Origin of the sequence: Peribacillus sp. NPDC094092, assembly GCF_050279365.1 — a bacterium.
Classification (GTDB): domain Bacteria; phylum Bacillota; class Bacilli; order Bacillales; family DSM-1321; genus Peribacillus.
The window spans coordinates 16,189-34,112 of sequence record NZ_JBNNUC010000014.1 but is presented as its reverse complement, the minus strand read 5'-3'; the positions used below and the strand labels follow the sequence as shown (position 1 = coordinate 34,112).

Here is a 17,924-nt window from a genome sequence, read left to right as displayed (position 1 = left end):
ACCCGTTCCCATTCCGAACACGGCAGTTAAGCTCTTCAGCGCCGATGGTAGTTGGGGGTTTCCCCCTGTGAGAGTAGGACGCCGCCAAGCCATTTCAAAGATCAGCCATCCGGCTGGTCTTTTTTTGAGGTTGAGTAGTGGCTCAAAAGGACCCTAAATAAAGTTATATACCGTATAAATGGTGGGATATACTATAAATGCATCTGAATTTCTACCGCTACCTGTATCAAGTATATCTGTATAAGACAAAGGGACAGAATTCTTCGTTTCTGTAGGGATATATGTTAAACTTAACATAGTTCTGAAACTGTCAATGGGGGAATAGCCGATGGATACCTCTGCTAAAGATGAAATGATTTTTTCGTTTGCTGAATGGTTGAGAGACCAAGGCAAATCAGCTAATACGATCAAAACGTATACTGGTGTCCTTTCACAGTTTTGTGACCAGACACAAAAGATATTGTTGGAGATTCATTCTGAAGATGTCCAGGGTTATCTTGATAATTTAGAAAATTGCAAGAAAAGCCCAGGAACAATCGAAAAACACTATATCGCCCTAAATGTCTTCTTTAAGTTTTTAGGCAAACCGCAAGTAATGCTTCCTGTGGAACGTAAGGTTAAGGAGCATAAGCTTGAGATACCTGAAACTTTAAGCATCAATGAGCAGCAGATCCTGTTAAGGGATATAGAAGCAGAAGGAAATCTAAGGAACATTGCCATCGTCTACCTTTTGTTGCATACTGGAATTCGCGTTTCTGAATTATGTGACTTAAATGGCCGTGACGTCATTATGGAAACAGAGCGAAATTATATCCTTGTCAGGAACGCAAAAGGTGAAATCGATAGATCCGTTCCCCTTACAGTATCGGCTATACAACATGTAAAAAATTATCTTTATTCTTTAAAAGAAAAAGCGGATCCGTTATTCATCTCGAGCTATAATCAAAGGATCACTCCGAGGTCAGTTCAATATATATTAAAGAAATACAATGTGCATCCACATAAACTGCGGCATACCTTTTGCCAAAGGCTAGTGGATAATGGAATAGATATACAAACGATATCAAAGCTTGCCGGTCATAAAGATTTAAACGTAACGAAGCGTTATCTAAAAGAGGAATCGCTGGATCTGGCAAATGCGATAGATCAAACTTTCACCAAACACTAATCTATAGAAATTAAAAGGGAAAGCGGGTTCTTTCCCTTTTTTGTTTAAATAAAGTTTTAAAACAAACGAATTTCCTTGGAAATGACGAATAGGACGTTTAGTCATATGAGAAGGGGAAATAAAGAAAGAGGGGGTTCCTAATATAAGGAATCCCCTCTTTCTTTTTCGTTGTTACTAAACTGTTTTTTTCTTCCTTTTACCTATTTTCATGATAACTTCATATACTACCGGCACTATTACAAGTGTTAGCAATGTAGAACTCACAAGTCCGCCGATAACGGTAATTCCCAAACCTTGTGATATTAATCCACTGCCTTCCGCACCGATTGCCAGAGGTATTAAAGCACCGATTGTGGCAAGTGCAGTCATCAGGATTGGACGCAGGCGGGTGGATCCTGCCTCGAGTAAAGCTTCCCTGGTGGATAGCCCGGATTCTTCATTCTTGATAACACGGTCCACTAATACGATGGCATTGGTTACGACGATACCAATAAGCATTAGGACACCCATCATTGCTGAAACGCTGATGGTCTCACCTGCAATGAATAGCCCTGCCAATGCCCCGATTACCGTAAATGGTAAGGAGAAGAGAATGGCTATTGGTGCTAAACCGCCATGGAAAGTAACGACTAGAACAAAGTATACGATAGCAACGGCCGCTAACATAGCGATACCAAGTTGAGTGAATGATTCCTGGATATCTTCCGTCACTCCGCCATAGTCTATAGTGACGCTTGCGGGTAGGTCTAATTTATCAACTTCCTTTTGTACCTCAGCGGTTACTGCTGCCACATCATCCGTTTTGATTGTTGCAGATACGTCGGCATAAATTTTTCCATCGCGGCGGCTGATTGTATCGGAAGCTTTGCCTTCTTCAATTTTCACAAGCTCTTTCAATGGGACTTCGATTCCCATTGGAGAAGAAATTTTCGTATTCTCAAGGTCATTTTTGTCTTCGAAAGTCGTTTCTTCTGTCTCGACATATACTTTGACTTCTTCTCCTTCTTTCTTAATCGTAGTTATGGCATCATCTTTATTCGTATTGGCAATGGACATACCAATTTGTGCAGCTGTCAGTCCAAGTTCGCTTAGCTTTTCCTGGTCTGCGACTAGTGTATACTGCTCATAAGCATCTGAAAGGCTTGTATCAACATCTTTTAAATCTTTATTTTTCTTCATGATATTTTGAATATCATCAATTACCGGTTCAATGTCTTTTTGTGTATTTCCGTAAACAAATAGAGTGGTTTCGTTGCTTGATGTTGACGTGAATTCTTGCTGTTTCCAAGTTCCGGGTGAATCCAGCTCAGATAAATCCTTTATGACCGTTTCTTTTTTGTCCCCGAAATTTTCGGTGTCTTTATCATAGAGTACATAGAAGAGAGCCGAGTTACTCGAGCCGCCCATCATGCCGCCCATCATGCTTTCACCAAGTGTGTATTGAACGGTCTCCACATCGTCTTTATCCATGAAGTATTTTTCTACTTTTTCTGTTTGTTTTACTATATCCTCTTTTAACTCTCCAGGTGCGGGAGTGTAAGTGACGATAATCGTTTTTTCTTCATCTGCAGGCATGAAGCTGACACCGATGCTTGGGATTAGGAATAAGCTGCCGACCAATAATACAATGGCTGTACCGAAAGTGATCAACTTATGGTTTAAAGACCAATCCAATGCTCTTCGGTAGAATGCAGATAGTTTGCTTGGTTTTTCTTCATGTGATTTTAGTTCTTTTTTAGATAGTCCCTTTTTAAATAAAGAGTCTGCCATTGCCGGAACGAGTGTGATGGCAATTATTAATGAAGCGACTAATGCAAACACCATTGTTAAGGCAAATGGCATGAATAGTTCCCCGACAGGTCCTGTAACGCTTGCTAAAGGCAGGTATACGGCTACAGTAACGATTGTCGATGAAAGGATAGGGATGAACATTTCCTTAGTGGCCGATCGTATTAATTCGCCGCCTTTTAATTGTTCGCCTTTTAAAGCCATTCTCCTATATATATTTTCAATGACGACAATGGAGTCATCGACGACCCGTCCAATGGCAACCGTCATGGCACCCAGTGTCATGACATTCAATGAAATATCCATTTGTTTGAGCACCAAAAGGGCTGCTAACAGGGATAATGGAATCGAAATGACGGAAATGAGAGTCGTTTTAAAATTCCTAAGGAACAGCATGATGACAATGACGGCAAACAGACAGCCGAAGAGTGCCTTGCTGATCATGGTTTCAACAGAATCTTTAATCGGTTGGGCTTGATCAAGCGTAGTGTGTACACTTACGCCTTTAAAATCTTCTTTAAAATTCGTTACTTCTTCATTTACTTCGTCTACGATTGCAACCGTATCGGCATCAGGCGATCTTGTAACCTGAATCCCGATTGATTCGCTTCGGTTCGTTCTTGAAATCGATTCAGCCTTACCGGTGATTTTTACATCGGCAATGTCTGATAATTTGACGCTTTGAAGTTGGGCGGGACCTGTTGCCATTTCAGGAGATTGATTGGTTTCCGGTCCGGTTTGTGCTGGCGTTCCTGCTTGAGAGCCGCCGGTTAAAGGTATCTTTATATTTTTCAGGTCTTTTAATGTGGAGATGTTTCCATCCACAACAATCGTTTTTTCTTTATCATCAAAGTTATATATGCCAAGCGGCATGTTGACATTTGCGGCCTGGATAACCTTCTTAACGGTATCTTCATCGAGCCCGTATTGAGCCATTTTTTCCTTGTCGAATACAAGGCTGCCTTCATTTACTTGTTGTCCCGAAATTGATACGGAAGTCACGCCGTCAATTCCTTCAAGTTTAGGCACCAACACCTCTTCAACGTTTTTTGTAAGAGCTGGTAAATCAGAACCCTTATCTGTTACACTGAGTGCGACGACAGGAAAAGCGTTTAATTCTAATTTTGATACGCTTGGGTCATCCACTTCTTCAGGAAGTTCTAATTTCTCTAAAGCTTCCTTCACTTCTTTTACAGCGTCGTCCATATCGGTATCATAATCATATTGTAATTGGACGGAAGAGGCATTGGCCATGGACGAAGAACTGACTAATTCGACTCCTGGCAAATTTGTTACTTTCTGCTCTATCTGGTCTGTGAGCTTATCTGCTACTTCTTCAGGTGCAGCTCCAGGATATACAGTGGAGATGCTTATCAAAGGAGTCGAGATGCTTGGAATGGTTTCTTGTTTCATGTTTAAACCGGAGTATAAACCAGCTGCAACGATGATGATCGTAAGCAACCAGATTGCCAATTTATTCTTTAATGAAAATTTAATAATCGAATTCAAGCTTGTACCCTCCATACATAAAATTGTGACTAGTCGGTCACAAGCTCAAATATATAGTATATGTAATATGATTGCAACAGATAATAATCGGTAGTGTTAACGTTGTGATTTCAAGGGTTTTAGGATACAATTTGGAAGAAGTGACCCATTGGTCACCAATGGACAATTTTAAGGGATAGGATGAATTTGATGAAAGAAAAAAATAAGAAAATCATAGATAAGTCTGTAGAGCTTTTCGCGGAGAAAGGCTATCATGCCACTTCCGTTCAGGAAATAGCTGAAAAATGTGGGATAGCAAAAGGGTCTTTTTATAATCATTTTAAATCGAAGGAAGAACTGCTTGTCTCCATTTTTAAATTTTATTATGAAGCATTGACGGACTCATTGCTTGATCTTGAACTGGATGCTTCATTAACCAGCAAAGATAAATTCATGAGGCAAATCACTGTCCACATTGAGCATATGACAGGAAATACTAACTTGATCCAAATGATGATGCAGGAACAAATGGTTCATATCAGCAAAGAACTAGATGAATTTTTACATTATATCCATGAAGAGGGCTTGATTTGGTTCAAGCGTAAAATCATTGAGCTATACCCCGGACTTTCCGCTGATATTTTGCCGGATTGCACCATAATTTTGGATTCCCTTTTCAAAGGCTATATCGGGATATTGATCAGGAAACAAAATGCTTTCGATGTGGAATTGTTACCTAGTTTCATATTGAACCGGATGGATTCCATCATCGCGAGCCTGCAGAACATGGAAGATCCATTATTGAAACAATTCCCCCTACCAGGATGCTCGATGCGGGATATGAGCCCAAAAGAGGAAATCCATTCGATCCTCGCCAGGATGCTGGAAGTGGAAACGCGTAAGGAAGAGGGAATGGAAACAAATAAGAATACGGAAGCTTTAAAGGCGATCCAGGAAGAGTTTTCAAAAGTTAGGCCAAGTCCCATCATCTTGGAAAGCCTTTTGTTGTTTTTGGAAAAAAATGAAAAAAGAAGTCCGCTGAGTTCAAAGCTTATCTTAATGATGAAGGATTATTTGTTGAATATATGAAGGCTTTACCGAAAGGGGCGTATAGCCTCTTTTTTTCATTGGCTAATGTCTTTCAAAAGCGGGGGTAAGGAAAAGTATTAGTGGTGGGGAGAAGACACTCTCTCAATTGTCAGCATTAACACCAAATTAGTGTGGGAATTAAATATGGGGGAATGGCATATGTGTTTTTTTTGTATATTCATCCCTTATTTCTGCAATTGTTTCCAAAATAAGATAAAATATATGATGAAATATCATTTTTTGCAGGAGGACCACATATGGTGTACCAGGTCGGATTGTTAAAGGGCATTTTAGAACCTTATCGGAGTCGTTATCAGCTGCAAAATGCAGAGGCAGTCACAAAGCTTGGATTGAAATTATTATTTTTATATGTTCTTAGTCTTATAGTTTTCGCCATTGGGGGATATTTTGGCATTGGTTCGGAATCGTTTTCCAAAGAAGTCACGACGATGAGTGCCGATGAATTCGAAGCAGCAAAGTTGCTGATTTTGAGCGGCAATATAATAACTGGCATACTCGACCCTTCCATATACATATTTTTAGCAGCTCTATTCTTTTGGATCGTTACTGATATCCCATATATAAAATTAGTTATCGTTCAAATGATTCTTTTTGGTTTGCAATTAGTGGAAAAAGTATTACTGATCCCTCTATTCGTTTTAATGGATATAGGCAGCGATGCCAATCCTTTCTCATTGGGAATCATCAGTCAGTATTTTCTCAGAAGTGATTATTTCATTTATTTTTTCAGTGAAATCACCATATTTCAATTTCTTATTATTGCTCTGCAATATTTTTATTTAAAGGAATTTTCAGAACGAAATAATTATTTGGTCCTTTTTATGATTGTTCTATTCTATCTGGCCACATGGTTTGTTAAAGCCTTTTTAGCATACATCCAAGTAGGCGTATTTGTATAAGGCGGGTGAAAAGAATGAGCGGAAAATGGAAAATGGCAGCGATCTCGATTGTATCGATAGTGTTGATAGCCGTTAATATATACCTCCTTGAAAAAAAAGAAAGCAAAGTGGAACGAACTGTTTTCGTTGAAAACTGGACAAAGGTAAAAAAGGATACAATTACGGATACTATTCAAACAAATGGGGTAATTAAACCTGTAGAAGAGTATGATATCTATTTTGATGCCAAGAAAAATGATTTTAAGAAATTCCTTGTAAAAGAAGGCGATGCGATTACGGCTGGCACCTCGTTGTTTGAGTATGCGACGACCGAACTTGATGCACTAAAAGCGGATTTAGAAGCGGAGAAAACGGCGGTTGAGGGGGAAATTGCAGGGATTGAAGAATACATAGGCAAGTTGAGGTCATATCAAGGATCCCTGACCAGTGATTCTGGAATAGCGGCCATTGATGAATCAGTGGAAAAAAACTTGAGTAATGATTTAACAACAAGCTCGCCGGATCTTATTAAAAGTAACCTTGAGCAAGAAATGTACAAGCAGGAACTGGAAAGAAACAGTTTGAATGAAAAAGTGAAAATGCTTGACGCCAAATTAGGTTCAATTGAGGAACAATCCAATGCAATCGTGACGACGAGCGAGGCGGATGGTGTAGTTAAAAATATCAATAAAAACCTGAAAAACCCCATCATATCCATAGTTTCTACAAATATGGCAATTGAAGGGGAATTCTCCGAAGATGAAATGAAAAAGGCCGAAGTGGGCATGACTATAAAAGCAAGTTCCTCTGATTCAAAAAAGGCATTGAAAGGAACGATAGGCCGTATCCATTCCTATCCAGCCGAAGAGCCATCGTTAAAAAAAGATAACAGATTTCCATTTCAGGCTTTAATCGACCCGGAAGGCGAAGAAACGGAACATTTGTTGGTGGGAACGAAAGTCGATCTTACTGTAATAACCAATGAAAAAGCCGGTGTACCATCCGTTCCTATAGAAGCGGTAAATTACCAAAAGCAGCCTTATATTTATAAATTGACTAAAAAAGGATATGTGGATAAACATTACATTACAAAAGGGCTTAAAGCAGAAGGAAAGCAAGAAATCATAAAGGGACCGTCGGTAGGTGACGTCATCCTGCTGAAGCCGGATATGGCAGTGAAGAACCATTCTAATTTTATTACCCCGATTCAATTTGAAAAAGTGAGAGTTACAACTTATAAAAAATTCACCTCTAGGGAAAAAGTAAGATATCTGTTACTTGGCATTTTGGAAAAATAACCGTTCCTTCAAAAAGAGAGGTGATGTCAAATTATTCATTAATTATATTAATATAACTTAAGGGATTAAAAATCGGGAAGAGTAATTATAGATACAATAGCAGCTAATACAGAATATTCAGACATGTTTAAAGATTTTTTCTAGAATGGATGCGAATAAATATTTACAGATTATCATTTTTAGTATAATATTTTATTATAAGTTAACTCGCTTAATCTTATTCCAAGAACGGGGGACCCATTTTTGTGGATTTTATCCGCTAGGGGTGAATTCAGAAATGAAAGGGCTTTGTGTTTCCAATTCCTAACCCGACAGCTAACCTCGTCAGCGTCTTTAAGGGAACATGTGTGAATATTCACGCCAATAAGAAATCGACACATGAAGTGTCTTTTTTTTCGGCGTAAAGACAGAGTTTTTCAAAAAAAGAAAAATTACTTTCTTTTATTAGTATCTTGTTTCCCTTACCGAGACAAAAATGTTTTTGCATCAAAGACTTTATGGAAGGTGAGGAAAGTAAATGAAGAAATTCAAATTAAGTTTAGCTAGCCAAATTTTCATTGGTTTAATTTTAGGGATTATCGTTGGTGCCATTTTTTATGGTAGTGAATCGGCTCAAAACTTTTTACAGCCATTCGGAGACATTTTCCTACGAATGATTAAAATGATTGTAGTGCCAATCATTGTGTCAAGTCTTATCGTTGCAGTTGCTGGTGTAGGCGATTTAAAATCAGTAGGTAAACTTGGAGCTAAATCAATATCATACTTTGTTGTGGTAACTATGATTGCGATTGCTGTTGGTTTAATTTCAGCGAATATCATCCAGCCTGGTGTTGGTGTAAATATGGACAAGCTAGAACAAACTGATATTTCTACCTATGTTGATACAGCCGAAACTAAGCAACATGAATCTTTTGTAGATACAATCGTTCACATTGTGCCATCCAATCCAGTTAAAGCCATGGTAGAAGGCGATATGCTAGCGATCATTTTCTTCTCCGTGTTGTTTGGACTTAGTATTGCGGCCATCGGTGAAAAGGGTAAACCAGTATTCCGTTTCTTCCAAGGTGTAGCTGAAGGAATGTTCTACCTAACTAACATGGTCATGAAATTCGCTCCTATCGGTGTATTTGCACTAATCGGTGTGACGATCTCCAAGTTCGGTTTGGAATCTTTAATTCCGCTAGGAAAGTTAGCGCTTTCTGTTTACGGAACAATGATTTTCTTTGTAATAGTCATTCTTGGCATTATTGCGAAATTTGTCGGATTCAATATCTTTACGTTAATTAAACTTCTAAAAGAAGAATTGATCCTTGCTTTCTCTACTGCAAGTTCAGAAGCGGTTCTTCCGAAAATCATGGAAAAAATGGAGAAAGCGGGATGTCCGAAACATATTGCTACATTTGTTATTCCGACTGGATATTCTTTTAACCTTGATGGTTCTACATTATACCAAGCGTTAGCGGCAATCTTCATCGCTCAAATGTACGGAATCGATTTAAGCATGTATGAGCAAATTACGCTAATGCTAGTGTTAATGATCACGTCCAAGGGGATTGCGGGTGTACCGGGTGTGTCTTTCGTAGTTCTTTTAGCGACATTAGGAACTGTCGGTATTCCTATTGAAGGTCTAGCATTTATTGCCGGTATCGACCGTATTCTTGATATGGGACGTACAGTAGTAAACGTTATCGGTAATTCACTTGCAGCAATCGTCATCTCTAAATGGGAAGGTCAATTCAACCCACCTTCCAAAAAAGAATTAGAGCAAGTTTCTTAATAAAAAAGTCCAGAGTGGAATGTCACTCTGGACTTTTTTTGAATTAAAATGCGCTTTTTGTTTTTTGATCCGTAAGCTGTGATCGGAAGAGAAAGCGTTGACATCATCGTTTTCATGGAATCATTCACTTCGGTAAAAGCTCTGGATGACTGTTAATCCTATTTTCTTCAGGCAACCAAGTACTTCAAGTTGAGCAGGGATATGAAGGGAAGTATCTTCTTGAAGCGTCTTTCCGGATATCAAAATATCCCCAAAGTCATAAGGCCTTCCCTCCCGTTTACCTCCACACCAACTCATTTCCTCTTGTTCCCGGAAGTTCGGATGATCATCGTTTTGACGCTCATGTGTTGGGTGAAGGAAGAGTCCTTCAGGATATAAAATGCGGTTGATTTCTTTTATAATCAATGAGCGTTTTTGCTGCGGAGTTTGCATTTATTTGATGGACTTCGTGTTCCGCTTTATGATGATGATTAATATTGGGTGCTATATAATTTACGTGAAAACTCAAAAGTTTGATAAAATAACATTATTGATTAGAGCTCGGAGGGGGTCAGGTTATGAAGAATGATAGCAATGATATCTTATATATGTATATGCAGGCTTCTGAACGGTTTGTCCTTTTTAATGGACTCAATTTTCGTGAATTCGTCTATTCGCTGCCATATACCCTGGATTCGATCTTATTATTGAAACATCAATTCGATGGTGGGGAATACAATTTGAATGTCCTGCTTGATAGCGCTTCATCTGAGGATATTGGGAAGCTCGTTAAAGAAAATGTTCGGGCATATGGAGATTTCTGTTGGGTTGATTTTGAAGAGGAGGAAGGGCTGGATGAATTGGATGGAAGGGAAATAGCGGAACTTTTATATTTAGGACACGCTAAAACCCATCTGAGTCCCCCGTTTTTCCGTAAATTGAATAATCAATTTGTGTACCTTGCCCAGGATGATGGCTGGTTCAATAAAATTTATTTTCGTTCTCTTTCGACATATTATATGATGTTAGGAAGCCTGATTCCGTTAAAGTTGGAGCCGTTAAAAGCAGAGAGGACGTGGCTTGGAATCAGAAAGAAAAAAGAACTGACGGCGATTCCTGCAGAAATCATTTCTTCCTTGGCCCATCTTTTGGGAGAGGGGCTCGCTTTTTCCTTTCGGGATATTAAGTATACAAGAACGAAAATTGAGATACCTGCTTGGGTAGTAGGGGATTATTTAAATATGGATGAGATGCATGACGACTTTTTGGGTAGAGATAGTAATGAACCTGATGCCTTTATTATCTTCTATCGAAAAGAAAAGGTATGGGAAAGCGTTATTAATAATACATCATCCTCCTGATTATCCCAATTTCCGGGGTTAGTGGATTTGACATCCTAAAATTTTTTAGGTGTAAGACTTACCATCTCATGCATAAAAGATAAGAGGGGGCGACTCACAGGACGTAGCGGTTTCATTCTCGTTCTGATTATGGCAATCGTTGGAGAATAACCAATGATGGAAGTTTCGGATCACCCCGCATCAACAGGCTGCAGGGCAGGCGGATGGATGATGTAACAAAAATGAAATGTGGAGGTCTAACAGCCTGTAAATGCCTGATTGGCTCAACTAACCATCATTGGTAAAGCTCGAATGATGGAAGTTTCGCTTTATCCGTTTTAGTGTAAAGTGATACAATGAACATGGTTAAAAGAATATTGGAGGGTAATACTCATGAAAACTAAACTTGGTTTGCTTTATGGTGGAAAATCTGCGGAGCATGAGGTTTCTATGCAGACGGCTTTAGCGGTCATTAAAGCTCTCGATTTAGCAAAGTTTGATATATATCCGATTTACATAACAAAAGAGGGTTCATGGATTAATGGACCGAAGTTAACAGGTCCTGCCGAGAATGTGGAGGCTTTGACATTTTCTCCGGAAAAATCGAGCTCGCCTCTTGCCTTGCAGGCACATTCAACTGATGAAAATAGTGAATCTACAGGGTATGACGTAATTTTCCCATTGCTTCACGGACCGAATGGGGAAGATGGGACCGTCCAAGGGATGTTGGAACTATTGAACCTTCCTTATGTAGGGAATGGCGTTTTGGCTTCATCAGCAGGAATGGATAAGGTCATCATGAAAAATATTTTTGCCCAGGCAGGACTTCCGCAAGTGAAATACACTTGGTTCATTCGTTCCGAATGGGAGAAGAATACTGAAAGTGCCATTAAAAAGGTAGCGGATGAATTGGGGTACCCTTGTTTTGTCAAACCTGCCAATTTAGGTTCGAGTGTCGGCATCAGTAAATGTAATGATGCTGATGAACTGGAAAAAGCAGTAGCGGAAGCGTTTCAATTCGATCGGAAGATCATCATTGAAGAAGGGGTCGTTGCTCGTGAACTCGAGTTTGGTATTCTTGGTAATGATGAACCTTCTTGTTCAGTGGCGGGTGAAATCATCCCTAAGAAGGATTTTGCCTTCTATGATTATTCAGCAAAATATGTAGACGGTAATTCAGCGATGGTCATTCCGGCGGAGATATCGGAAAGCGAGTATGCAACTTTATCGGAAATGGCCATTACTGCCTTTAAGTCATTGGATTGCTCTGGATTGGTTCGCGCTGATTTCTTCTTAACGAATGAGGGGCAAATCTATATTAATGAAGTGAATACAATGCCAGGATTTACTCCTTTCAGCATGTTTCCGTTATTGTGGAAGCATACAGGTGTCGATTATCCAGCGCTAATTGAAAAACTCGTGAAACTTGCATTGGACCGTCATCAGGAAAAACAACAAATCAAATATACAGTTTGATCATGCAAGTAATGCAGCAGTTAACTTCACAATCCATCAAACGTTGATTTGATGGATTCCAATCAGCAGGAACCGGTACGATTTAAACTGGTTTCTGCTTCGTTTGGTTATTGGAAGTAGAGGGCGATAACGGTTCGATGAATGTAGGAGGAACAAAATGATAAAGAGAACGTTAAAACAAGTACATGAAATGGCAGAGGGATTGAATGATATCAGTCCATTCCAGTCAATAGGAATTGACGGTGTCACCATCGATTCAAGAACGGTTAAGGAAGGATGTTTGTTCATTCCGCTTAAGGGCGGGCAGGTTGACGGACATCAGTATGTCAAGCAAGCATTGGCGCAAGGAGCTGCTGCTTCTTTTTGGCAAAGGGATGTTCCGAATCCTCCTAATGATTTACCGATAATCATTGTCGAAAATACTGAGAAAGCACTTCAGCAATTGGCGCGTTCTTACCGTCAGCAGTTGAATATAAAAGTCATTGGGATAACAGGAAGCAACGGTAAGACGACAACGAAAGATATGACGGCTGCATTGCTGGCCACTACCTATAAAGTTCATAAAACCATCGGAAACTTCAATAATCATTTAGGTTTACCACTGACGGTACTTTCTATGGATGAGGATACTGAAGCTGCTGTCTTGGAAATGGGAATGAGCAGCCGCGGTGAAATCGAGTTCTTATCCAAAATGGCAAAGCCTGATGTCGCGATCATTACCAATATCGGTGAATCACACTTATTGGATTTAGGATCACGCGAGGAAATCGCGAATGCAAAGTTGGAAATTGTCGAAGGATTGGCGAAAGATGGGACGCTGATCTATCATGGTGATGAACCATTGCTCCGCAATCGGATCAAAAACGATTTCCCTGATTTAAACGTAATATCTTTTGGACGTACGGAACAAAATGATTTATATCCACAGACCATAAGCCAAGGGGCGGTCAGTACCGCGTTTACAATTGCTAGTGGAGAAAAGGAAATCGAGTATGAGATACCCGTATTAGGCAATCATAATGTCCTTAATGCATTGGCCGCCATCTTGGCTGCTAAAGAATTCAATGTGGATGATTCGGCGATCCGCAAAGGTCTGTCGAGCATTCAGTTAACTAATATGAGGATGGAATTGGTCGAAGGCGCAAAAGGGCAGAAAATCATAAATGATGCGTATAATGCCAGTCCGACTTCAGTAAAGGCAGCAGTGGAGTTGGTTGAGGGATTATCTGGATTCGAGAAAAAGATCCTTGTATTGGGAGACATGTTGGAGTTAGGGCCACAGGAAAAAGACTTTCATTTGAAAATTGGTGAATTGATTTCCAATGAGCGGATTGATAAGATTTTCACGTTTGGTCCTTTAGCAGAGTTTATTGCCAAGGGAGCGAGCAAGTCTTTCTCATCGGAGCAGGTTCGTCCTTTTCAAGATAAGCAGGAGCTTATAGAGGAACTCAAGTCTTCCACTCAGGGAAATGACATCATTCTCGTTAAAGCATCCAGGGGCATGAAGCTGGAGGAAGTCGTTCAAGCCCTGCAAAAATAAAAAAGCATATAAAGGGCCGTTTCTTTTTGAAACGGCCCTTTTTTCGTACCTAAAAAAGTGTCCCTGCTATAATGCAGATGTCATCGATAATCACTGAATGCCTCATCCTTGATACCAAAAGTTCCTGAAGAAGGTCATTTGTATCAAGATGGACATTTTCAATGAATTCCTTCTCAATATTGTCAGCCCGGTCAAAGGCAGAAGGAATGGGCGTTTTAGAGAGCCCATCTGTATAGATGATGAAACGGCTACCCGGTTCATAATGAAAACCTATTTTTTTAATGGGCATTTCGGGATTCAATCCGTGTGGGGTGGCCCCTTCGTTTAAATTGAGAATTTGGTTGGTGCCTGGGGAATACAAAAAGGCTGAAGGAAGTCCGTAGTTCACATATTCGATGAGTCGATCCTTTGTATTCACGTATGCTATGAAAGCTGTAATGCGAGCATGGTTTTTGTTTTCCCGATTAACTCCTTGAAATAGGTCCCGCATATGTTTATCCAGTTCCTCTGTTATGAATATGGGGTCTTTAACACGTTTGAAAAGGTCGGGCATCAAAGTCCGTATGGACATGTTTATAAGTGCTGTATGGATGCCCTTTCCGAATACATCGATCATTATGAAGCCGTATATCCTGTCATCAACCTCCGTCCAGTAAAATAAATCACCTGACAGTTCACTCGAAGACTGTGAAAGACCATTGACCTCTATATCTTCATTATTGATCGACAAAGGTAAATTCGAACGTTGAATTCCCTTTGCAATTCGCAGGCTCCTTACTGATTTTTGATGTATCTTTTCAAGCTCTTGCCCCTTCATTTTTGCTGAAAACAGTTGCATGCTGATGTTTTTGAGTGATTTTAATTTAATCCTGACTTCTACTGAATCGGCAGGGACCGCCATGGTTTCATAAAAGGTCTTTTCTGGTAAAGTTGGAGGTGGCTCCATTCGTAAAGCACGTTTGTAAATGAATAATATTGGGATTTCGTGAGATTCAGCTAAGGCGAACAAAGAAGTTTGCTGCCAAGAATCCTTTGATATGTGTAAAGGTAAAATAAATAATGATTTCATTAAGTCCGTTGAATCCTTGAATAGATGACTTTGATTGAGTGGATCCTTTAAAAAGGTGACATTCTTGTTCATTTTCTTTAAGATTCGACCAAAATCCTTACATAAAGGAACATCTATTGTGAATATATTCATATAACCCCCCGCTGTATTGTTGATAGGTCCATCATACTGCATTTAGACTTATTTACTATAATTTTTGAGTAAAAAGTTTGAATTTTCGAAAATTAAGTGATTACAAATACCTGGAAATTCAAAGTAAATTCATAATAAGCCCCTGCTTTTTCCAATGGGGGTGACTATGGATGGTGCCTTTCATTCGAACGAATCCTTCCTGAAAAAGGTTTGTTGAAACTATTTGATTGAAACACATATCATGTATTAAATAGATGTTCGTATTGCAAAATGGATTCAGTAAGTGGTTTGGAATGGTCTCATCCTAAAAGAGGACAGAGCTACTGAAATCCTCCTAACTGGATTTCTGAATCCGACTGGAACGTTTTTAAAGGGAGAAACTGTAGGCAAACTCACTTTTCCGAATTTGCCAGCAATATGGACCCGTTTACGCATGAATCGATTTAGTAGCTAAGGAAATCCTAATGACTATCAGGTGGGACATCGAATTTCCCCATTTTTGAAACGGTTTAAAGTTGTTAGTAACTCTGAATGGGGCGATATCCTTTATTGCATTAACAGTTTGAAAATGGTAATATGAGTATGAGTTTAAATGTCTTATCATTGATGATTATTTAAATTAATCAGGTTGAGGCAACAAAATTGTATGTTCTTACATGTTTCATGAGTTCATTCTTGAGATTATTTTAGATTAAATAGGCCGCGCGTCTGGTCATATATAAAAGCTGCATCTCTTGGCGGCTTTAGTAGCTATTAGGGAATCAAGCCGCATTTTAGCGCTTTTCCACTTCTGCAAATCCTCAACGCACCGGGCCTGTTTTGTATAAGAATCTTGGCTCTCGTCAAGTTTTGTTCATCCAGCCAGTCTGATGAATAATAGGTGCAGCAGCCCTCACCTGAATAAAACGGTCAAACACCCGTTTATGCTACTTTTAATTTTCCATATTGAATTTAATTTTGGTTACATGTACTTTTAAAAAGATGAGCGTATGTTAATGATAAGTCTACACGTGCGCGAAAATTAAAGATGCCGGTGAATGTTCGTACTGGTATATTTCCTTTTTAAAAAATCATATTGAGTTCATTTGAACTAAAAGGCAGATACTTTTAGGTGATAATGATAAACTTTTTAGATAAAGTAGAACATCCGTCATGATGATGAGGATTTGAACTAAACATCTGTGCATGATATGCACGTGTAAATTTACGATATAAAAAGGAGTACGAAAACATTGACATTGTTTAGCGAATTAGGATTAGATAGAACGTCCATGAAATCTATAGAAAAAATGGGATTTGAAGAAGCGAGCCCGATTCAATCCCAAACGATTCCACTAGCACTTGAAGGTAAAGATATCATTGGTCAAGCGCAAACAGGAACAGGTAAAACGGCTGCATTCGGTATTCCATTGATGGAAAACATCGATATTAATAACGAAAACGTGCAAGGGATCGTCATCGCACCTACACGTGAGCTAGCGATTCAAGTTTCCGAGGAACTTTTCAAGCTTGGTTACGGAAAACGCGCTCGTGTACTTGCGGTTTATGGTGGACAAGATATCGACCGTCAAATCCGTGCTTTGAAGAAAAAACCACATATTATCGTTGGGACGCCTGGCCGTCTTTTAGACCATATCAAACGTAAAAATATTAAATTAGGCGGAGTTCACACTGTCGTTCTTGATGAAGCGGATGAAATGCTTAACATGGGATTCATTGAGGATATCGAATCAATCCTTTCAACAGTTCCTGATGAAAGACAAACATTGCTTTTCTCGGCTACAATGCCTGAACCAATCCGTAAAATTGCTGAAACATTCATGCAGGATCCGGTTCTTGTCCGTGTAAAAGCAAAAGAAATGACAGTGGATCGTATCGAACAATATTACTTGGAATTAAAAGAAAGTGAAAAATTCGATACACTTGCACGCCTTTTCGATATTCAAACACCGGACCTTGCCATCGTCTTCGGACGTACGAAACGCCGTGTGGATGAATTGGCATCTGCATTGAATATCCGCGGTTATATGGCTGAAGGCATTCATGGTGACCTTAGTCAGGCAAAACGCCTTTCTGTATTGAAAAAGTTTAAAGACCGCAGCATCGATGTACTCGTTGCTACTGATGTGGCTGCACGTGGACTTGATATTTCCGGCGTTACTCACGTATACAACTTTGATATCCCACAAGATCCGGAAAGCTACGTTCACCGTATTGGACGTACAGGACGTGCGGGTAAACATGGCATTGCCATTACGTTTGTAACACCGAGAGAAAGAGGACAACTGCATGCGGTTGAGCATACAACGAAAAAACGTATGGTGAAACTTAAGACTCCTACGTTAACTGAAGCGTTGGAAGGTCAACAAAAAGCAGTAACGGAAAAAATCCTTAATACAATCGAAAATGATGATTTAACATTATACCTAGGTCAAGCGGAAGAATTATTACAAAAGCACAGCGCAGCGGACTTAGTTGCAGCCATGCTGAAATCAATGACAAAAGAACCGGATCAAACGCCTATCAAGTTAACGGAAGAATCTCCATCTCCAATGCGTCGCAATCGCGGTGGCAGCGGTTCTTCTGGTAACAGACAGCGCAATGGCCGCAGTTCTTCAGGCAGAAAAGATTACGGTAACGGATCAAGTAAACGCCCGGGCTCAAACCGTAAATCGAATGGTTACGGAAACCGCAGCACGAGCCAAAAAAGAGAAAAAACAAATAAGATTTAATTGAATGGAAAATGCCGCTCATTTGAGCGGCATTTTTTGTGTGCATCTCCATTATGCTATCCGAATGATGGAGGTTTTTGTTTGAAAAGGGGGTAATTACCAGCGTTTAATTATAGTATAATGGATGAAAGTGAAGGATGGATCATGAA

General features: G+C 39.6%; 12 protein-coding genes, 1 rRNA gene and 1 riboswitch. Of the genes, 10 read left to right on the top strand and 3 right to left on the bottom strand.

Annotated features, from left to right (window positions below; translation table 11 throughout):
* Positions 1-90: ribosomal RNA gene (gene rrf, locus ACQKNS_RS27060) — 5S ribosomal RNA — on the top strand; the annotation flags it as partial.
* A gap of 238 nt (positions 91-328) precedes the next feature.
* A complete protein-coding gene (locus ACQKNS_RS27055) occupies positions 329-1,168 on the top strand; it encodes a tyrosine-type recombinase/integrase (RefSeq protein ID WP_427646279.1) in 840 nt (279 codons plus the stop codon).
* Positions 1,169-1,342: 174 nt separating this feature from the next.
* On the opposite strand, the gene ACQKNS_RS27050 is transcribed toward ACQKNS_RS27055, so the two are convergent.
* Positions 1,343-4,465 carry an efflux RND transporter permease subunit gene (locus ACQKNS_RS27050; RefSeq protein WP_427646277.1) on the bottom strand — a complete coding sequence of 1,041 codons (3,123 nt, stop codon included), beginning with the start codon at positions 4,463-4,465 and terminating at the stop codon, positions 1,343-1,345.
* Between the two features lie 189 nt (positions 4,466-4,654).
* Here ACQKNS_RS27050 and ACQKNS_RS27045 point away from each other — a divergent pair, with 189 nt between their 5' ends.
* From ACQKNS_RS27045 to ACQKNS_RS27030, 4 genes are all read left to right on the top strand, one after another.
* A complete protein-coding gene (locus tag ACQKNS_RS27045) occupies positions 4,655-5,533 on the top strand; it encodes a TetR/AcrR family transcriptional regulator (RefSeq protein WP_427646276.1) in 879 nt (292 codons plus the stop codon).
* 257 nt (positions 5,534-5,790) lie between these two features.
* Positions 5,791-6,453: a hypothetical protein gene (locus ACQKNS_RS27040; protein ID WP_427646274.1), complete on the top strand. Its 663-nt coding sequence runs from the start codon at positions 5,791-5,793 to the stop codon at positions 6,451-6,453.
* Positions 6,454-6,467: 14 nt separating this feature from the next.
* Entirely contained in the window at positions 6,468-7,730 is a 1,263-nt protein-coding gene (locus tag ACQKNS_RS27035; RefSeq protein WP_427646272.1) for an efflux RND transporter periplasmic adaptor subunit, read from the top strand.
* A gap of 198 nt (positions 7,731-7,928) precedes the next feature.
* Positions 7,929-8,075: riboswitch (cyclic di-AMP (ydaO/yuaA leader) on the top strand.
* A 172-nt stretch (positions 8,076-8,247) separates the two neighbouring features.
* Positions 8,248-9,507: a cation:dicarboxylate symporter family transporter gene (locus ACQKNS_RS27030; protein ID WP_427646271.1), complete on the top strand. Its 1,260-nt coding sequence runs from the start codon at positions 8,248-8,250 to the stop codon at positions 9,505-9,507.
* Between the two features lie 120 nt (positions 9,508-9,627).
* Here ACQKNS_RS27030 and ACQKNS_RS27025 read toward each other — a convergent pair whose 3' ends face one another.
* On the bottom strand, positions 9,628-9,939 hold the full coding sequence (locus ACQKNS_RS27025; protein ID WP_427646270.1) for a hypothetical protein: 312 nt from the start codon (positions 9,937-9,939) through the stop codon (positions 9,628-9,630).
* A 125-nt stretch (positions 9,940-10,064) separates the two neighbouring features.
* Between ACQKNS_RS27025 and ACQKNS_RS27020 the strand changes: the two genes are divergently transcribed.
* The 3 genes from ACQKNS_RS27020 to ACQKNS_RS27010 all read left to right on the top strand — a co-directional run bounded on the left by ACQKNS_RS27020 (position 10,065) and on the right by ACQKNS_RS27010 (position 13,842).
* Positions 10,065-10,847: a hypothetical protein gene (locus tag ACQKNS_RS27020; RefSeq protein WP_427646268.1), complete on the top strand. Its 783-nt coding sequence runs from the start codon at positions 10,065-10,067 to the stop codon at positions 10,845-10,847.
* A gap of 372 nt (positions 10,848-11,219) precedes the next feature.
* Positions 11,220-12,302, top strand: a complete 1,083-nt coding sequence (locus ACQKNS_RS27015) for a D-alanine--D-alanine ligase (protein ID WP_427646267.1) — start codon at positions 11,220-11,222, stop codon at positions 12,300-12,302.
* Between the two features lie 157 nt (positions 12,303-12,459).
* The gene (locus ACQKNS_RS27010; protein WP_427646265.1) at positions 12,460-13,842 is read left to right on the top strand and encodes a UDP-N-acetylmuramoyl-tripeptide--D-alanyl-D-alanine ligase; all 1,383 of its coding nucleotides are present in this window, start codon (positions 12,460-12,462) and stop codon (positions 13,840-13,842) included.
* Positions 13,843-13,891: 49 nt separating this feature from the next.
* Here ACQKNS_RS27010 and ACQKNS_RS27005 read toward each other — a convergent pair whose 3' ends face one another.
* Positions 13,892-15,043: a PP2C family protein-serine/threonine phosphatase gene (locus ACQKNS_RS27005; RefSeq protein WP_427646264.1), complete on the bottom strand. Its 1,152-nt coding sequence runs from the start codon at positions 15,041-15,043 to the stop codon at positions 13,892-13,894.
* Positions 15,044-16,275: 1,232 nt separating this feature from the next.
* On the opposite strand from ACQKNS_RS27005, the gene ACQKNS_RS27000 reads away from it, so the two are divergent.
* A complete protein-coding gene (locus ACQKNS_RS27000) occupies positions 16,276-17,775 on the top strand; it encodes a DEAD/DEAH box helicase (RefSeq protein ID WP_427646262.1) in 1,500 nt (499 codons plus the stop codon).
* The last annotated feature ends 149 nt before the right edge of the window (positions 17,776-17,924 follow it).

Bases quoted from the DNA above. Each gene is read 5' to 3' on its own strand.
- ACQKNS_RS27055 (WP_427646279.1), top strand. From the start codon at position 329: ATGGATACCTCTGCTAAAGATGAAATGATTTTTTCGTTTGCTGAATGG.
- ACQKNS_RS27045 (WP_427646276.1), top strand. From the start codon at position 4,655: ATGAAAGAAAAAAATAAGAAAATCATAGATAAGTCTGTAGAGCTTTTC.
- ACQKNS_RS27040 (WP_427646274.1), top strand. From the start codon at position 5,791: ATGGTGTACCAGGTCGGATTGTTAAAGGGCATTTTAGAACCTTATCGG.
- ACQKNS_RS27035 (WP_427646272.1), top strand. From the start codon at position 6,468: ATGAGCGGAAAATGGAAAATGGCAGCGATCTCGATTGTATCGATAGTG.
- ACQKNS_RS27030 (WP_427646271.1), top strand. From the start codon at position 8,248: ATGAAGAAATTCAAATTAAGTTTAGCTAGCCAAATTTTCATTGGTTTA.
- ACQKNS_RS27025 (WP_427646270.1), bottom strand. From the start codon at position 9,939: ATGCAAACTCCGCAGCAAAAACGCTCATTGATTATAAAAGAAATCAAC.
- ACQKNS_RS27020 (WP_427646268.1), top strand. From the start codon at position 10,065: ATGAAGAATGATAGCAATGATATCTTATATATGTATATGCAGGCTTCT.
- ACQKNS_RS27015 (WP_427646267.1), top strand. From the start codon at position 11,220: ATGAAAACTAAACTTGGTTTGCTTTATGGTGGAAAATCTGCGGAGCAT.
- ACQKNS_RS27010 (WP_427646265.1), top strand. From the start codon at position 12,460: ATGATAAAGAGAACGTTAAAACAAGTACATGAAATGGCAGAGGGATTG.
- ACQKNS_RS27005 (WP_427646264.1), bottom strand. From the start codon at position 15,043: ATGAATATATTCACAATAGATGTTCCTTTATGTAAGGATTTTGGTCGA.